We start from the raw sequence: 15,864 nt of genomic DNA, 5'->3' as shown, positions 1-15,864 counted from the left end.
CATACTTCGCCCCGACCCGGCGCACATCTCGCGTCGACCCGGCCCGAACCCGCACCCAGGAGTCCTGTGAGCACCCTGATCCCGCACTGGCGCGCCGGCGCCCGCTGGCCCGGCACCACCCCCGAGCCCGAGCGGTACGCCGACGTGCACGACCCGGCCACGGGTCAGGTGAGCGGCCGGGTGGCGCTCGCGAGCGGCGCCGAGGTCGACGCCGTCGTCGCCGACGCCGTGGCCGCGGGCCGCGAGTGGGCCGAGACCTCGCTGTCGCGGCGTACGTCGGTGCTGTTCGCGTTCCGCGAGGTGCTCGTACGCCGCCGCGAGGAGGTCGCCGCCGCGATCACCGCCGAGCACGGCAAGGTCCTCGACGACGCGCTCGGCGAGGTGCAGCGCGGTCTCGAGGTCGCGGAGTTCGCCTGCGGGGCGCCGCACCTGCTCAAGGGCGGCTTCAGCGAGGGCGTGTCGAGCGGTGTCGACGTCTACTCCATCCGCCAGGCCCTCGGTGTCGTCGCGGTGATCTCGCCGTTCAACTTCCCCGCGATGGTGCCGCTGTGGTTCGTGCCGGTGGCGATCGCCTGCGGCAACGCCGTGGTGCTCAAGCCCTCGGAGAAGGACCCGTCGACATCGCTGCTGCTGGCCGAGATCTGGGCCGAGGCGGGCCTGCCCGACGGTGTCTTCAACGTCGTGCAGGGCGACAAGGTCGCCGTCGACTCCTTGCTGACCCACCGCGACGTCAAGGCGGTCTCCTTCGTGGGCTCGACGCCGGTCGCGCGCTACGTCTACGAGACCGGCACCGCCCACGGCAAGCGCGTGCAGGCGCTGGGCGGCGCCAAGAACCACATGGTGGTCCTGCCCGACGCCGACCTCGAGGCGGCCGCCGACGCCGCGGTCTCCGCCGGCTTTGGCTCCGCCGGCGAGCGCTGCATGGCGATCTCGGCGCTCGTGTGCGTCGACCCGGTCGCCGACCGCCTGGTGCCGCTGATCGCGGAGCGGATGGCGGGCCTGGTCACCGGTGACGGGCGACGCGGCAGCGACATGGGGCCGCTGGTCACCGCCACGCACCGCGACAAGGTGGCCTCCTACGTCGACGCCGGCGCCGAGGCGGGCGCGAGCGTCGTGGTCGACGGCCGAGGGGTGCAGCCCGACGGCGCCGAGGGAGGCTTCTGGCTCGGGCCCACCATGCTCGACCACGTCGAGACGTCGATGTCTGTCTACACCGACGAGATCTTCGGGCCGGTGCTGTCGGTGCTGCGGGTGCCGTCGTACGACGCCGCGCTCGATCTGGTCAACGCCAACCCCTACGGCAACGGCACCGCGATCTTCACCCACGACGGCGGCGCGGCGCGGCGCTTCCAGCACGAGGTGGAGGTCGGGATGGTCGGGGTCAACGTGCCGATCCCGGTGCCGATGGCCTACTACTCCTTCGGCGGCTGGAAGAGCTCGCTCTTCGGCGACTCCCACGCCCACGGCACCGAGGGCATCCACTTCTTCACCCGCGGCAAGGTCGTGACCTCGCGCTGGCCCACGCCCGATCTCCCCCGGCCCGGCATCGACCTCGGCTTCCCCCAGCACCGCTGACCCGGCGCGAATCTCGCGCCGACCCGGCCCATACCTCGCACCGAGCCGGCTCGAACCGGACTCAGAGGTAGTGCCGGCGCCGGTTGCTGGTGATGCTCTCGTGCAGAGCGCGCAGGCGCCGCTCCGCGTCCTGCTCACCGCCGAAGACGTTGTCCCTACGGAAGACCTCGACCGTCCACGCCCGGCGCAACCAGGCCCGCCGCGCCTGGTCGTGCTCACGCTGCTCGGGCGAGGAGTGGAACTCCTGGCCGTCGTACTCGGCTCCCGCCTTCTCCTCGGGCAGCCCCATGTCCAGGCGGTACGCCGCTCCCCCGTCGCGCGGCACCTCGAGCTGGGTGACCGGGCGCGGGAGCCCCGCCTGGTGCCACCGCAGGCGCAGCGCGGACTCGCCGAAGGACTCCGAGCCACCGTCGGCCAGCATGACCAGGGCACGGAGGGCCACGACGCCACGCTGGCCGGCGAACCTGTTCACGCCCGCCAGGAGCTCCCCGTGCTCGAAGACGCCCAGCGAGAGCATGGTGTCCATCCCGTGCAGCCTCGCGTCGTTGGAGCGGGGCAGCCGGCCGAGATCGAGCGCGGTGCGCAGCGGCGTGGTGGTGACCAGGCCCCCGATCTCGACGAGGTCGCTGTCACGCACGGCGCGCTCACCACTGCGCACGGTCGACCTCCTCAACCGCCCCGCGCGCTTGAAGCACGCGATCTCGGGGGTGCCCAAGTGGTCGTTGGGTGCCAGCGCCCGGTCGCCCGCGTGGAGCCAGGCCGCGGTGTGGTCGCAGAGGAACGCGTCGTCGGGGACCACCAGCCGCAGCACCGCGCACCGCAGCTCGAGGGTGTCCTCCAGCGCGCCGACGACGTACACGCCGTGGGCGGGCCGGCGCAGCCAGCCGTGCTGCACCATCCGCCGCAGCTGCCGGTCGCCCAGGCCACGGTCGTGCGCCTCAGCGGTGGTGAAGGGACGGTCCAGCGGCAGCGAGTGCCCGAGGTCGATGATCTGCGCCATGTCCTCAGGCTGCTCCGCGGGGCCCCGCCGCGCCAGTGGCACCTGCGCTGCCTGTGGAGAACCCGTCGAGGGGTGGGAGGTCCGAGTCGGGTCGACGCGAGATCTGCGCCGGGTCAGCGCGCGATTTGCGCCGGGTCGGCGGGAGATATGCGCCGGGTCGGCATGACATTTGCGCCGGGTCAGGAGTCGAAGCCGAGGCCAGCGGCGTCGAGGCCACGCAGCCACAGGTTGCGCTGCCCACCACGACGGTCGGCCCGGTCCAGGGACCAGCGGGTGAGGTTGATGCCGGCCGAGCGCAGCGGCTCGGGCGGGAAGGGCAGGGGGCGTTCGCGGACCATCCGCAGCCGGGTGCGCTCGGTGTCGGCGCCGTCGAGCAGGTCGAGCACCACCTGCGCCCCGAACCGCGAGGCGGCGACCCCGAGCCCGGTGTAGCCCAGCGCGTAGCCGACCCGGCCCGAGACCGCGGTGCCGAAGAACGCCGAGAAGCGGGTGCAGGTGTCGATGACCCCGCCCCACCGGTGCGTGAAGCGGAGGCCGGCCAGCTGCGGGAACGTCTCGAGGAAGTGCTCGGCGAGCAGCCGGTGGGTCTGCTCGCGCTGCTCGAGGGAGGCGTCGATGCGGCTGCCCCAGTGGTAGACAGCGTCGTAGCCGCCCCACAGGATCCGGTCGTCGCGGGTGAGCCGGTAGTAGTGGAACTGGTGGGCGGCGTCGCCGATCCCCTGGCGCCGCGACCACCCGATCGAGGCGAGCTGGGAGGCCGAGAGCGGCTCGGTCATCAGCACGTGGTCGTAGACCGGCACGCTCATCAGCCGCAGCCGGCGCAGCAGCGGCGGGAAGGCGTTGGTGGCCAGCGCGACCCGGCCCGCCCGCACCCGACCTGCCCCCTGCGGACCCAGGGTCCGCAGCTCGACCCCGACGCCGGAGCGCTCCAGCCCCGTGACCCGCGTCGACTCGTGCACCACGACACCGGCGTCGAGGCAGGCCCGCCGCAGGCCCCAGGCCAGCCGGGCGGGCTCGACGAGCGCCAGGCCGGTGGGCTCACTCAGCGCCCCGAGGTACGTCGGCGACGCGACCTGGGCCTGGGCCTCGGCGGCGTCCAGCCAGCTCGCCTCATGGCCGTGCTCGACCAGCGCGCCGCGCAGCTCCTGCAGCTCCTCGACGTGGTGGGGCCGCGTGGCGACCGTCAGCTCGCCGACCTCGCGCCAGTCGCAGTCGATGCCGAGCGCGGAGACCGTCTCGCCGATCTCGCGCAGGTTCTCGGCGCCGAGCCGGTCGAGCTGCGCCAGCTCCTCGGGCCAGCGCTCGAGGCCGTTGCCGAAGCCGTGGGTCAGGCTGGCGGAGGCGAAGCCGCCGTTGCGGCCGCTGGCCTGCCCGCCGCACTCCCCCGCCTCGAGCAGCAGCACCGACGCCGAGGGGTGGCGGGCGCGGGCCAGCAGCGCCGTCCAGAGCCCGGTGTAGCCGCCGCCCACCACGACCAGGTCGGCGCGGGCGGCGCCGGTCAACGGGGGCTCCGGCACCGGCCGGTCGGGGTCGTCGAGCCAGTACGTCCGCGGCTCGGCCTGCGCGAGGGCCCGCTCGGCGGTGGTGCTCACCGCCCGGCCCGTCTCCGGCTGGCGAGCTCACCGGCGAGGACGACGGCCATCGCGACCAGGAACATGATGGTGCCCACGACGTTGATCTGCGGCGGGATGCCGCGCTGCGCCGCGCCCCACACGAACATCGGGAAGGTGACCTCCTGCCCGGCGTTGAGGTTGGTGATGATGAAGTCGTCGAAGGACAGCGAGAAGGACAGCAGCGCCGCCCCGAGGATGCCCGGGAAGACCAGCGGGAAGCTGATCCGCCAGAACGTCTGCCACTCGTTGGCGTACAGGTCCATCGCCGCCTGCTCCAGGCGCGGGTCGAGCCCGGCCAGGCGTGCCTTGACGGTCACCACGACGAAGGACAGGCAGAAGAGCACGTGCGCGACCAGGATGGTCCAGAAGCCGAGGAGGCCGGCCACGCCGACGTTGACGAAGAGCGCCAGCAGCGAGGAGCCCATCACCACCTCGGGCGTGGCCATCGGCAGGAAGATCAGCAGGTTGGCGGCGCTGCGGCCGCGGAAGCGGTGCCGGACCATCGCGAAGGCCATCAGGGTGCCCAGCAGGGTCGCGCCCAGGGTCGCCAGCAGGCCGATCTGCAGGCTGGTGACCAGCGACTCGCACAGCTGGAAGGGCCCGCAGACGTCGGTCCAGTTGGCGAGGGTGAACCCGTCGAAGCTGTAGCTGTTGCGGCTGGCCGGGTCGTTGAAGGACATCAGCATCACCACGAGCACCGGCACCGTCATGTAGACCAGCACCAGCAGGCCCAGGACCAGGACCAGGTGGTCGGCCAGCCACCGGCCGGGGCCACGTCCGGCCCGCCGCGCGGTCGCGGTCGCGGCGCTCACACCAGGTCCTCGGTGCCCGAGCGGCGCACGTAGACGAAGACCAGCACCACGATGGCGGCCATCAAGGTGACCGACAGCGCGGAGGCCGTCGGGTAGTCGCCGGCGGCGAAGAGGTCCTGGATCTCGTTGCCGACCATGCGGGTCTGCGGATTGCCCAGCAGCTCGGAGTTGATGTAGTCGCCGGCCGAGGGGATGAAGGTCAGCAGGGTGCCGGCGACCAGCCCGGGCATCGCCAGCGGCAGGGTCACGGTGCGGAAGGCGGTGAACGGCGAGGAGTAGAGGTCGGCGGCGGCCTCGAGGAACCGGTGGTCGATCTTCTCCAGCGAGGCGTAGAGCGGCAGCACCATGAACGGCAGGAAGTTGTAGGTCAGCCCGGTCACGACCGCGAACGGCGTGGCGAGCAGGTGCCCGTCCTCCCCCAGCACCCGGATCGTCCGCAGGAAGGAGACCAGGGCCTCGTTGTCGCCGAGGATGTACTGCCACGACAGGGTGCGCACCAGGAAGCTGGTGAAGAACGGCGCGATGACGGCGACCAGCATCAGGTTCTTCCACCGCCCCGCCTTGAAGGCGATGGCGTACGCGAGCGGGAACCCGAGCACGACGCAGGCCAGCGTCGCGGCGCCGGCGTACAGGAAGCTGCGCACCAGCTGGGGCGAGTAGTCCTGGATGGAGTCGGCGTAGTTCTGCACGTGACCGGTCATCCGGTAGCCCAGCTGGAGCGACCCGCTCGGGTCATAGAGGCTGGTCGCGACCAGCGTCGCGGTGGGCACCACGAAGAACAGCGCCAGCCACACGCCGCCGGGCAGCAGCAGCAGGTAGCCGCTCAGACCGCCGCGACGCCCGCCGGGCGCGGGCGGCGTCCCGGTCGGCTCGGCGGTGCGCAACGGGCCGGCCACGCTCACCGGTCCTCGGGCTCGACGCCGGCGGCGGCGTCCTGGGAGGCGTCGAGGCAGAAGGTGTGCGCCGGCGACCAGTGCAGGTCGACCGCGGCGCCGGTGCGCAGCCGCTCGTGGTGCCCGGAGTTCTGGGAGAAGGCCGTGAGCTCCTGGCCCCACGGCATCCGCACGAGGTACTGGGTGCTGACCCCGACGAAGCTGACGTCGCTGACCACCCCGCCGCGCAGGCAGTTGCCCGCGGGCTCGGACGGTGCGCCTCCGGCCGGTGCCAGCACCACCTTCTCGGGCCGTACGCCGACCCAGACGTCGCCCTGCGCCACCACGGCGCGGGCACGGTCGGCGTGCACCGTGGTGCCGTGCACGTCGAGCACGAGGTCCCCCTCGCCCGCGCCGTCGCGGACCCGGCCCGCGACCAGGTTGGACTGGCCCAGGAAGTTGGCGACGAACGTGGTCGCCGGGCACTCGTAGAGAACCTCCGGCGGACCCATCTGCTCGATGCGCCCCGCGTTCATCACCGCGACGGTGTCGGCCATCGTCATGGCCTCCTCCTGGTCGTGGGTCACGTGCACGAAAGTCAGCCCGACCTCGGTCTGGATCCGCTTGAGCTCGATCTGCATCTGCCGGCGCAGCTTGAGGTCGAGCGCACCGAGGGGCTCGTCGAGCAGCAGCACCCGGGGCTGGTTGATCAGGGCCCGCGCCAGCGCCACGCGCTGCTGCTGACCGCCGGACAGCTGGGCGGGGCGGCGGTCGGCCAGACCCGTGAGCTCGACCAGGTCGAGCATCCGCTCGACGTCCTCGGCGACCCGCTTGCGCCCGCGCCGCCGCAGCCCGAAGGCGACGTTGGCGGCGATGGTGAGGTGCGGGAAGAGCGCATAGCTCTGGAAGACGGTGTTGACCGGGCGCTTGTAGGGCTTGAGGTGGGTGATGTCGTCGTCGCCCAGCGTGATCGTGCCGCCGGTCGGCTCCTCGAGACCGGCCACCATCCGCAGCGTGGTGGTCTTGCCGCAGCCCGACGGGCCCAGCAGGGCGAAGAAGGAGCCCTGGGGCACCGTCAGGTCGAGGTCGTCGACGGCGGTGAACGACGCGAAGCGCTTGGTCAGGCCGCTCAGCACCAGGTCGGCGCCCGCCCCCTGCGCACCGCTCTCCTGGCTCACCGTGCCTCCGCTCGGGACGCTCGTCCGGGTCGCCATCAGGCCCCGATCACCCGGGCGAAGTCCTTGTCGTACTGCTGGCGCGTGGACTCGTCGAGCTCCATGAACCCGTAGGCGTTGGCCAGGAAGTCCTCGTCGGGGAAGATCAGGGGGTTGTCGACGAGCGAGGCGTCGACCTGCTCCATCGCCTCCTGGGCCCCCTCGACGGGGCAGATGTAGTTGACCCAGGCGGCCAGCTGGGCGGCGATCTCGGGCTGGTAGTAGAAGTCCATCAGCGCCTCGGCGTTGGCCTTGTGCTCGGCCTTGTTGGGCACCAGCATGTTGTCGGACCACAGGGAGAGCCCCTCCTCGGGGACCACCCACTTGATGTCGGGGTTGTCGTACTGCATGGCGATGACGTCGCCCGACCACGCCTCGCAGGCCACCACGTTGCCGGCGTTGAGGTCGCGGATGTAGTCGTTGCCGGTGAACCGCCGGATCTGCCCGGACCCGACGTACCCCTCGAGGCGACCGAGCGCGCCCGACCACTGCTCCTCGGTGAAGTCCTCGGGGTCGGCGCCCTCGAGGAGCAGCATGAAGAGCATCGTGTCGCCCATCTCGGAGAGCAGGCTGACCTTGCCCTTGAGGTCGCTGCGGGTCATCAGCTCCTCGAAGCTGCCCACCTCGCCGGTGTACTTGGCGTTGTAGGCGATGCCGGTCAGCCCGCTCTGCCACGGCACGCTGTAGCTGCGGTCGGGGTCCCAGGTGGGCGAGCGCAGGTCGGACTTCAGGTTGGCCTGCACGTTGGGCATGGCGCCCATGTCGAGCTCCTGCACCCAGCCCAGCGAGACCATCCTGGCGGCCATCCAGTCGGTGAGCACGATGATGTCGCGCCCGATCGGCTCGCACCCGCCGAGCTGGTCCTTGACCTTGCCGAAGAACTCGGTGTTGTCGTTGACGTCGGTGTTGTAGGTGACCGAGATGCCGCTGGTGGTCTGGAACTCCTCGAGCGTGGGCATCTTCTTGCCCTTGCGGTCGATGTACTCGGGCCAGTTGGAGAAGACCAGCGCCTTCTCGGTGTCCGAGAGGTCCTCGGAGGTGCAGGACTCGGCGGTCTGCACCTGGGACTCCGTGCCACAGGCGGTCAGCAGCCCGGGCACCCCCACCGCGAGCGCGGAGACCGAGGCGCCGCGCAGGAAGGAGCGGCGTCCGAGACCGCGCACGCCCGCGGCACGGGAGGCGCGGAGGAGCTCGTCGAGGCGGTCAGGATGGACGGTCATCTGGTACCTCCAAGGTGGGGCTGAACTCGGATCGTGTCACCGTCGACACCCTCAGGACAAGGGAAACGGTTGATCTGAAACAAGTCTGCAACGAAATCCATCGTCAATGGCGACAGCCTGCACCGTTCCGTCACCCCGTCCCCGCGATAGGTTGCTCCCATGAGCCCCCGCAGCGAGCGCGCCACCACTCCCCTCGACGACGTCTCGAAGGCGATCATCGAGCAGCTCCAGCAGGACGGCCGCCGCTCGTACGCCGCCATCGGCAAGGTGGTGGGGCTCTCCGAGGCCGCCGTGCGCCAGCGGGTGCAGCGCCTGGTCGAGGGCGGGGTGATGCAGGTCGTGGCGGTCACCGACCCCCTCGAGCTGGGCTTCGCCCGGCAGGCGATGGTGGGGGTGCGGGTCAGCGGGCCGCTCGAGCCGGTGGCCGACGCGCTGGCCGAGATCGCGGAGGTCGACTACGTCGTCATCACCGCCGGCTCCTACGACCTGCTGGCCGAGGTGGTCGCCGAGAGCGACGAGGGCCTGCTCGAGCTGATCTCCCAGCGCATCCGCACGATCGAGGGCGTGGTGGGCACCGAGACCTTCATGTACCTGCGGCTGCGCAAGCAGACCTACTCGTGGGGTGTGCGCTGAACCCGGCCGGCTCCCCCACCGAGGACTACCGCGCGCTCTCGCTGTGGCACGCCACCGCCGGCGAGGACTGGACCCCGCGCGCCCCGCTGGCCGGTGACCTCGACGTCGACGTCGCAGTGGTGGGCGCCGGCCTGACCGGGCTCTGGACCGCGCACTACCTCGCCGAGGCCGACCCCGCCCTGCGGATCGCGGTCCTCGAGGCCGAGGTCGCCGGGTACGGCGCGTCGGGACGCAACGGCGGCTGGTGCTCGGCGCTCTTCCCCGCCTCCTCCGAGACCCTCGCGGCCCTGCCCCGCGCCGACGGCCACCCGCACGGGCGCGCCGGCGCCCTGGCCCAGCACGCCGCGATGCGCGGCAGCGTCGCCGAGGTCGCCCGGGCCGCGGCCGCCGAGGGCATCGACGCCCAGCTCGCCCGGGGCGGCACCATCGACCTGGCGCGCAGCCCCGCCCAGCTGGTCCGCGCCCGCGCGGAGGTCGCGCACGCCCGGGCCTGGGGCGGGGCGAGGACGACCTGCGGCTGCTCGACCGGGCCGGGGCCGAGGAGCACGTGCGGGCCGAAGGCACCCTCGGGGCGACGTACACGCCCGACTGCGCGGCGCTGCACCCGGCGCGGCTGGTGCGCGGGCTGGCGCGGGCGGTCGAGCGGCGCGGGGTGCGGGTCCTCGAGCAGACCCCCGTCACCGCGGTCACGCCCGGGCGCTGCGAGACCCCGCGGGGCGTGGTGCGCGCCGGGGTGGTCGTACGGGCCACCGAGGGCTGGACCGCGCACCTGCCGGGGCACGAGCGCGACGTCGTGCCGGTCTACTCGCTGGTGATCGCCACCGAGCCGCTGCCCGAGGAGGTGTGGGCGGAGATCGGTCTGGCCCGGCGCGAGACGTTCACCGACCACCGCCACCTCATCGTCTACGGCCAGCGCACCGCCGACGGGCGGCTGGTCTTCGGCGGGCGGGGTGCCCCGTACCACCTCGGGTCGGCGATCCGGCCCGACCACGACCGCGACCCGCGCGTCCACGCCCGGCTGCTGGCCACGCTGCGCGAGATGTTCCCGGTGCTGGCCCGGGGGCGAGGGGTGCGGGTCACCCACGCCTGGGGCGGGGCGCTGGGCATCCCGCGCGACTGGTGCGCCTCGGTGGGTCTCGACCGCGACACCGGGCTGGCCTGGGCCGGCGGGTACGTCGGCGACGGGGTCGCCACCACCAACCTCGCCGGGCGCACGCTGCGCGACCTCGTGCTCGGCCGCGACACCGACCTGACCGCGCTGCCCTGGGTCGGCCACCGCTCCCCGCGCTGGGAGCCCGAGCCGCTGCGCTGGCTGGGCATCAACGCCGGGCTGCGTGCCACGACCGCCGCCGACGTCGAGGAGCGGTGGACCGGCCGACCCTCCCTGCTGGCGCGCGCCGTCGCGCCGCTGCTGGGCTGACCCGCTGCCCGGGGCAGGATGGAGCCATGAGGAAGCTCGCCCTGGTCCGCCGTCCCGGTCCCCGACTGGCCGACGGCATCGTGACCCACATCGACCGCTCCCCCGTCGACCTCGACCTGGCGCTGCGCCAGTGGGAGGGGTACGTCGCCGCGCTGCACGACGAGGGCTGGGAGACCGTCGAGGTCGACCCGGCCGACGACTGCCCCGACGCGGTCTTCGTCGAGGACACCGTCGTCGTCTACGACGACCTGGCCGTGGTCGCCCGACCCGGTGCCGACGAGCGCAAGCCCGAGACAGCCGCGACCGAGGACGCGCTGCGCCGCCTCGGCTACCGGCTCGCGCGCATCGAGGCGCCCGACACCCTCGACGGCGGCGACGTGCTCAAGCACGACGGCACCGTGTGGGTCGGTCTCGGCGGGCGCACCACCCCCGGTGCCGTCGAGCAGCTGCGGGCCCTGCTGGCGCCGCTGGGCGCTCGCGTGGTCGGCGTACCGCTGGCGAAGGTGCTGCACCTGAAGTCGGCCGTCACCGCGCTGCCCGACGGCACCGTGGTGGGCTGGGACCCGGTCGTCGACGACGCCTCGGTCTGGGAGTCCTACCTGCCGGTGCCGGAGGAGCCCGGCGCGCACGTCGTGCTGCTCGACGAGTCGACGGTGCTGATGTCGACCAGCGCACCGCGCACCCGGGCGCTCCTCGAGGAGCGCGGGCTGCGGGTCGTGGCGGTCGACATGAGCGAGTACGAGAAGCTCGAGGGCTGCGTGACCTGCCTGTCGGTGCGGCTGCGCGGGGCGCCGACGGCCTGACCCGCCCGCCGCCGGCAGGTGGTCGCGCCGGCCGAAAACCCGTTGCACCGCGTCCGGCCGGGCCCCACCCTGGTGCCTGAGCAGCACGACGTCCGAGCCGTGCCCGTCGAGAGGAGCGTGACATGTCCACGACTGTCCCTGGCCTGCCCGCAGACCACCCCCTCTTCTCCCGATGGAGCACCCACCGTGACGTACGACGTCTCGCAGCACCCGCAGCACCCGCAGCAGCCGCAGCACCGCACCACCCCTGACACCCCGACCGTCGCCGAGGCCTTCGGCTTCGACTTCCGTCCCCTCGACGACCTCCACGACGACCAGCGCTGGTCGACCTGGCTCGAGGTCGAGCCGCTCTCGCGCGGGCCGGAGCCCCGGCCCGACTGGGTCGTGACCAGCCAGGCGGCCGTCGACACCGAGCTCGGCGTCCTCAAGACCGGCAAGGAGGCCGACGCGTTCCTGCTCGAGCGCGCCGTCCCCGACACCGACCCGTCCTTCGTGCCGGGCACCCCCGGGCTGTCGGTGGTGATGGTCGCCAAGCGCTACCGCGGCGAGGAGCACCGCTCGTTCCACCGCTCCGGCGCGTACACCGAGGGCCGGCGGGTCCGGAACACCCGCGACGCCCGGGCCATGGCCAAGAAGACCGCACACGGCCGCGCGGTCGCCGCGGGCCAGTGGGCCTGGGCCGAGTTCCAGGCGCTGAGCCGGCTCTGGACCCTCGGCGCGCGAGGGGGCCTGGCGGTCCCCTACCCCGTGCAGGTCGACGGCACCGAGCTGCTGATGGAGTGGATCACCGTCGAGGGCGAGCACGGCCCCGAGACCGCGCCACGCCTGGCCCAGACCCGGCCCGGGCCGCGGTTGCTGGCGTCGTACTGGGAGCAGGTGCGCGAGGCGATGGCGCTGATGGTGCAGGAGGGCATGGTGCACGGCGACCTGTCGCCGTACAACGTGCTCGCCGCGGGCGAGCGGCTGGTCGTCATCGACCTGCCCCAGGTCGTCGACCTGGTCGGCAACGTCAACGGGATGGACTTCCTGCTGCGCGACTGCCGCAACATGGCCACCTGGTTCCGCGCGCGTGGTCTCGACGTCGACGAGCACGACCTCTTCGGCGACCTGGTCGCGCACGCGTTCTGAGCCGACGCCGGCCACCTCACCCGCGCGCAGTCGGTAGGTTCGGCCCCGTGAGACACACACGGGGCCGGACCGTCGACATCACCACCCTCGACGAGCTCGACCACCGGCTGCGCGCCGGCGCGCGCACCCTCTCGGGCTGGCGGGTGCGCTCGGTCGACCTCACCGAACGGGGCGCCGAGCTCGGCCGCTGCCGGCTCGCGGGCGCCACGTTCCTGGGCTGCCGCTTCGCCGAGGGCGACGCCGCGAGGGTCGAGGCCTCCGGGGCGCTGGTCCTCCCGCAGATCCCCGACGTGCCGGTCGACGTCTACCGCCACGAGCTCTACGAGGCCCGCGAGCTCTTCGACACGCTGCGCTGGAGCGAGTCGGTCGACGGTCGGGCCTACGCGTGGTCCAAGCCCGGCGCGATCGACGACGCCGAGGTCTCCACCGAGGTGCCGCTGGCCCGCACCCTCCACGACCACGCCATCGACCTGGCGCTCGACCGCTGGCGCGAGGGCCGGCGCGTCGTCGGCGTGATGGGCGGGCACGCCGCCTCCCGGGGCACCTCGCTCTTCACCGACGCGGCCCGCCTGGGCCACCGCCTCGGCGGGGCCGGGCTGACGGTGGCCACCGGCGGCGGGCCCGGGGCGATGGAGGCGGCCAACCTCGGGGCACGGCTCTCCTCGCGCGACGACGCGGTGCTCGGCGAGGCCCTGCGGATGCTGGCCGCGGTGCCGTCGTACCGGCCCTCGGTCGACGCCTGGGTGCTCTCGGCGTTCGACACCCTCACCGCGCTCGACCCTCCCGAGGCCGACGGCGGACCGGTCGCCAACCTCGGCATCCCGACGTGGCACTACGGCCACGAGCCGCCCAACGTCTTCGCGACCGCGATCGCGAAGTACTTCCGCAACGCCACCCGCGAGGCGATCCTGCTCGAGGTCTGCGACGCCGGCATCGTCTTCCTGCCCGGCGCCGGCGGGACGGTGCAGGAGGTGTTCCAGGACGCCTGCGAGAACTACTACGCCGACGAGGCGTCGGTGGCGCCGATGGTGCTCGTCGGGCGTCGGCACTGGACCGAGGAGCTGCCGGCCTGGCCGCTGCTGCAGGCGCTGGCGTCGGGGCGAGCCATGGAGCCGCACGTGCACCTCGTCGACACCGTCGAGGAGGCGCTCGAGGTCGTGACCAGCTCCCGGTAGGTCTCGACCAGGGCCTCGTCGAGCGCGCGCCACGAGCGGTGCCGCACGCTGCGCCGGGCCTCCAGCGCCGTACGCCGCAGCGCGAGGTCGTCGTGCACCAGTCGGGCCACGCAGGCCTCGAGGTCGGCGGCGTCACCGGGCTCGAAGAGCAGGCCTGCGGTGCCCTCGTCGACGAGGTCCTCGGCGACGCCGTTGCGGGGCGCCACCACCGGGACGCCCGAGGCCAGCGCCTCGAGACCCGCCCGGGTCAGCCGCCCGCAGGTCTCGCGGCGGGCGGTGTGCACCAGCAGGTCGAGCGAGGCGTACGCCGTCGCCAGGGCCTCGCCGCGCAGGTCGCCGAGGAAGTGCGCGCGCGGCAGCAACCGCCGCAGCCGCGTCTCGTCGGGGCCGCTGCCCACCAGCACCAGCCGGTAGCGGTCGTCGGCGTCGAGGCCGGTCAGCAGGTCGACCTCCTCGTCCCGCTCCAGCGGCCCGACGTGGCCGAGGAGGCGTCGGCCGTCGGCCGCCAGCGCGGCGCGCCACGGCTCGCTGCGGCGGCTGGGGTGGAAGGCGGTCAGGTCGACCCCGCAGGGCCACAGCGACGACCGCTCGACCCCGTGGGCCTGCAGGTCGCGCAGCACCGCGGTCGATCCCGCCAGCACCCGGTCGGCCGCCTCGAGCACGCGCGGAGGAGGCGGGCCGCCCTCCCCCGTGGGGCCCACGTCGAGCACGACCGGCACGCCCAGCCGGGCTGCCACGAGGACCGCCCGCCGGCCCAGCCGCCCGGGCCCGGCCACGTGCAGCACGTCCGGGCCGAAGCGCCGCAGCGTGCTGCGCAGCCGCGACCCCGCGGGCCAGGAGCCGACGCGGCGCACCGGGAAGCCGGCGTACGTCGCGGGGCCGTCGTGGGTGACCAGGCGTGCGTCGTGCCCCTCAGCCGCCAGGTGCGCCAGCAGCCGGGGCACCGTCGCGTCCCCCGTGCCCGGCTCGAAGGTCTCGCTGACCACCAGCACGCGCAACCGGTCGCGCATCGGCTCGGGCTGGCTCATGGGCCCACGGTGCGCCCCACGGGCCAGCGGCCGGCGAGCGCCCGGGGCGCGCCGGTGGACGATCCGGTGAACACCGCACCAACGACCCGGCCGCCCGACGCGAGGTTCGCGCCGGGTCGGCGCGAGATCTGCGCCGGGTCGGCGCGAGATCTGCGCCAGGTCAGCGCGGGGTGCTCAGACGTCGGTGGCGGCCAGCTGGCCGCAGGCGCCGTCGATCTCCGAGCCGCGGGTGTCGCGCACGGTGGTGGGGATGCCCTTGGCCTCGAGCCGGCGCACGAACTCGCGCTCGTCGGCGGGGTCGGAGGCGGTCCACTTGCTGCCCGGGGTCGGGTTGAGGGGGATCAGGTTGACGTGCACCCAGCCCCAGTCGCCGTAGCCGCGCAGCACGTCGGCGAGCAGGTCGGCGCGCCAGGCCTGGTCGTTGATGCCACGCATCATGGCGTACTCGATGGAGACCCGGCGCTTGGTGACGCGGGCGTAGTCCCAGGCCGCCTCGACGGTCTCGGCGACCGAGGAGCGGGTGTTGATCGGCACCAGCTCGTTGCGCAGCTCGTCGTCGGGGGCGTGCAGGCTCAGCGCGAGCGTGACCGGGATGCCCTCCTCGGTGAGCTGGCGGATGCGCGGGACGAGCCCGACCGTGGAGACCGTGATGCCGCGCGCCGACATGCCGAGGCCGTCGGGGGCCGGGTCGGTGAGGCGGCGCACCGCGCCGATGACGGCCTTGTAGTTGGCCAGCGGCTCGCCCATGCCCATGAAGACGACGTTGTTGACGCGCCCGCGCCCGCCGGGCACCTCGTCGCGGTCCAGGGAGCGGGCGCCGGCGACGACCTGCTCGACGATCTCGGCGGTGCTCATGTTGCGCTGCAGGCCACCCTGGCCCGTGGCGCAGAACGGGCAGGCCATGCCGCAGCCGGCCTGGCTCGAGACGCACATGGTGGTGCGGCCGGGGTAGCGCATCAGCACCGACTCGACCAGGGCGCCGTCGAAGAGCTTCCACAGCGTCTTGCGGGTGGTGCCCTTGTCGGCCTCGAGGGTGCGCAGCGGCGTCATCAGGTGCGGCAGCAGGGTGCTGACCAGCTCGGCGCGCTGACCGGCGGGCAGGTCGGTCATCTGCTCGGGGTCGTCGACCAGGCGGCTGAAGTAGTGCGTCGAGAGCTGCTTGGCCCGGAAGCCCGGCAGGCCGTTGTCGGCCAGCAGCTGCTTGCGCTCGGCCGGCGTCAGGTCGGCCAGGTGGCGCGGCGGCTTCTTGCGCCCGCGCGGCTCCTCGAAGACCAGCGGGAGCGCGGTCGTGCCCTCGGCGGGCTCGGGGGCGCGCGGCGGGACGGCGGCGGAGGCGGGCACGGGGGCAGCGGTGTCATCGGGCATAGCACG

Annotated in this window: 13 protein-coding genes and 2 pseudogenes; 7 read left to right on the top strand and 8 right to left on the bottom strand. The window is 73.5% G+C overall.

Translation table 11 applies throughout. The features are described 5' to 3' along the window. Window positions 1–66: 66 nt before the first annotated feature. Window positions 67–1,575, top strand: coding sequence for a CoA-acylating methylmalonate-semialdehyde dehydrogenase (locus H0S66_RS14420; protein WP_179615997.1), 1,509 nt, complete (start codon window positions 67–69; stop codon window positions 1,573–1,575). A gap of 61 nt (window positions 1,576–1,636) precedes the next feature. Here H0S66_RS14420 and H0S66_RS14415 read toward each other — a convergent pair whose 3' ends face one another. The 6 genes from H0S66_RS14415 to H0S66_RS14390 form a co-directional block, all read right to left on the bottom strand. Beyond that, window positions 1,637–2,575 carry a type IV toxin-antitoxin system AbiEi family antitoxin domain-containing protein gene (locus H0S66_RS14415; RefSeq protein WP_179615996.1) on the bottom strand — a complete coding sequence of 313 codons (939 nt, stop codon included), beginning with the start codon at window positions 2,573–2,575 and terminating at the stop codon, window positions 1,637–1,639. A gap of 179 nt (window positions 2,576–2,754) precedes the next feature. Continuing rightward, on the bottom strand, window positions 2,755–4,167 hold the full coding sequence (locus H0S66_RS14410; RefSeq protein ID WP_179615995.1) for an NAD(P)/FAD-dependent oxidoreductase: 1,413 nt from the start codon (window positions 4,165–4,167) through the stop codon (window positions 2,755–2,757). Continuing rightward, the gene (locus H0S66_RS14405; RefSeq protein ID WP_258016929.1) at window positions 4,164–5,000 is read right to left on the bottom strand and encodes an ABC transporter permease; all 837 of its coding nucleotides are present in this window, start codon (window positions 4,998–5,000) and stop codon (window positions 4,164–4,166) included. The genes H0S66_RS14410 and H0S66_RS14405 overlap by 4 nt, the downstream gene beginning before the upstream one ends. Further along, window positions 4,997–5,896: an ABC transporter permease gene (locus tag H0S66_RS14400; RefSeq protein WP_258016928.1), complete on the bottom strand. Its 900-nt coding sequence runs from the start codon at window positions 5,894–5,896 to the stop codon at window positions 4,997–4,999. The genes H0S66_RS14405 and H0S66_RS14400 overlap by 4 nt, the downstream gene beginning before the upstream one ends. A 2-nt stretch (window positions 5,897–5,898) precedes the next feature. Continuing rightward, on the bottom strand, window positions 5,899–7,050 hold the full coding sequence (locus tag H0S66_RS14395) for an ABC transporter ATP-binding protein (protein WP_258016927.1): 1,152 nt from the start codon (window positions 7,048–7,050) through the stop codon (window positions 5,899–5,901). 35 nt (window positions 7,051–7,085) lie between these two features. Beyond that, on the bottom strand, window positions 7,086–8,306 hold the full coding sequence (locus H0S66_RS14390) for a polyamine ABC transporter substrate-binding protein (protein ID WP_179615992.1): 1,221 nt from the start codon (window positions 8,304–8,306) through the stop codon (window positions 7,086–7,088). 159 nt (window positions 8,307–8,465) lie between these two features. Here H0S66_RS14390 and H0S66_RS14385 point away from each other — a divergent pair, with 159 nt between their 5' ends. From H0S66_RS14385 to H0S66_RS20600, 6 genes and pseudogenes are all read left to right on the top strand, one after another. Then, window positions 8,466–8,939, top strand: a complete 474-nt coding sequence (locus H0S66_RS14385) for an Lrp/AsnC family transcriptional regulator (protein WP_179615991.1) — start codon at window positions 8,466–8,468, stop codon at window positions 8,937–8,939. Then, window positions 8,924–9,379 (top strand): annotated as a pseudogene (locus H0S66_RS20785) (FAD-dependent oxidoreductase); the annotation flags it as partial. The gene H0S66_RS14385 and the pseudogene H0S66_RS20785, both read left to right, overlap by 16 nt. A 107-nt stretch (window positions 9,380–9,486) precedes the next feature. Then, window positions 9,487–10,359: an NAD(P)/FAD-dependent oxidoreductase gene (locus H0S66_RS20605; RefSeq protein ID WP_276529354.1), complete on the top strand. Its 873-nt coding sequence runs from the start codon at window positions 9,487–9,489 to the stop codon at window positions 10,357–10,359. Window positions 10,360–10,385: 26 nt separating this feature from the next. After that, window positions 10,386–11,162 (top strand): dimethylargininase, encoded by a 777-nt coding sequence (ddaH, locus tag H0S66_RS14370; protein WP_179615989.1) that lies wholly within the window; start codon window positions 10,386–10,388, stop codon window positions 11,160–11,162. 186 nt (window positions 11,163–11,348) lie between these two features. Beyond that, a complete protein-coding gene (locus H0S66_RS14365) occupies window positions 11,349–12,290 on the top strand; it encodes a serine protein kinase RIO (RefSeq protein ID WP_179615988.1) in 942 nt (313 codons plus the stop codon). 47 nt (window positions 12,291–12,337) lie between these two features. Further along, window positions 12,338–13,465, top strand: coding sequence for an LOG family protein (locus H0S66_RS20600; protein WP_258016926.1), 1,128 nt, complete (start codon window positions 12,338–12,340; stop codon window positions 13,463–13,465). Window positions 13,466–13,566: 101 nt separating this feature from the next. Here the strand turns inward: H0S66_RS20600 and H0S66_RS14360 are convergent. Beyond that, window positions 13,567–14,475 (bottom strand): annotated as a pseudogene (locus H0S66_RS14360) (glycosyltransferase); the annotation flags it as partial. 192 nt (window positions 14,476–14,667) lie between these two features. After that, entirely contained in the window at window positions 14,668–15,858 is a 1,191-nt protein-coding gene (rlmN, locus tag H0S66_RS14355) for a dual-specificity RNA methyltransferase RlmN (protein ID WP_246305155.1), read from the bottom strand. Between the last annotated feature and the right edge of the window lie 6 nt (window positions 15,859–15,864).

The sequence above is a fragment of the Nocardioides marinisabuli genome (assembly GCF_013466785.1).
Lineage (GTDB): Bacteria > Actinomycetota > Actinomycetes > Propionibacteriales > Nocardioidaceae > Nocardioides > Nocardioides marinisabuli.
Note: the sequence above shows the minus strand (reverse complement) of the source record. Positions and strands in the feature narration are given on the sequence as shown.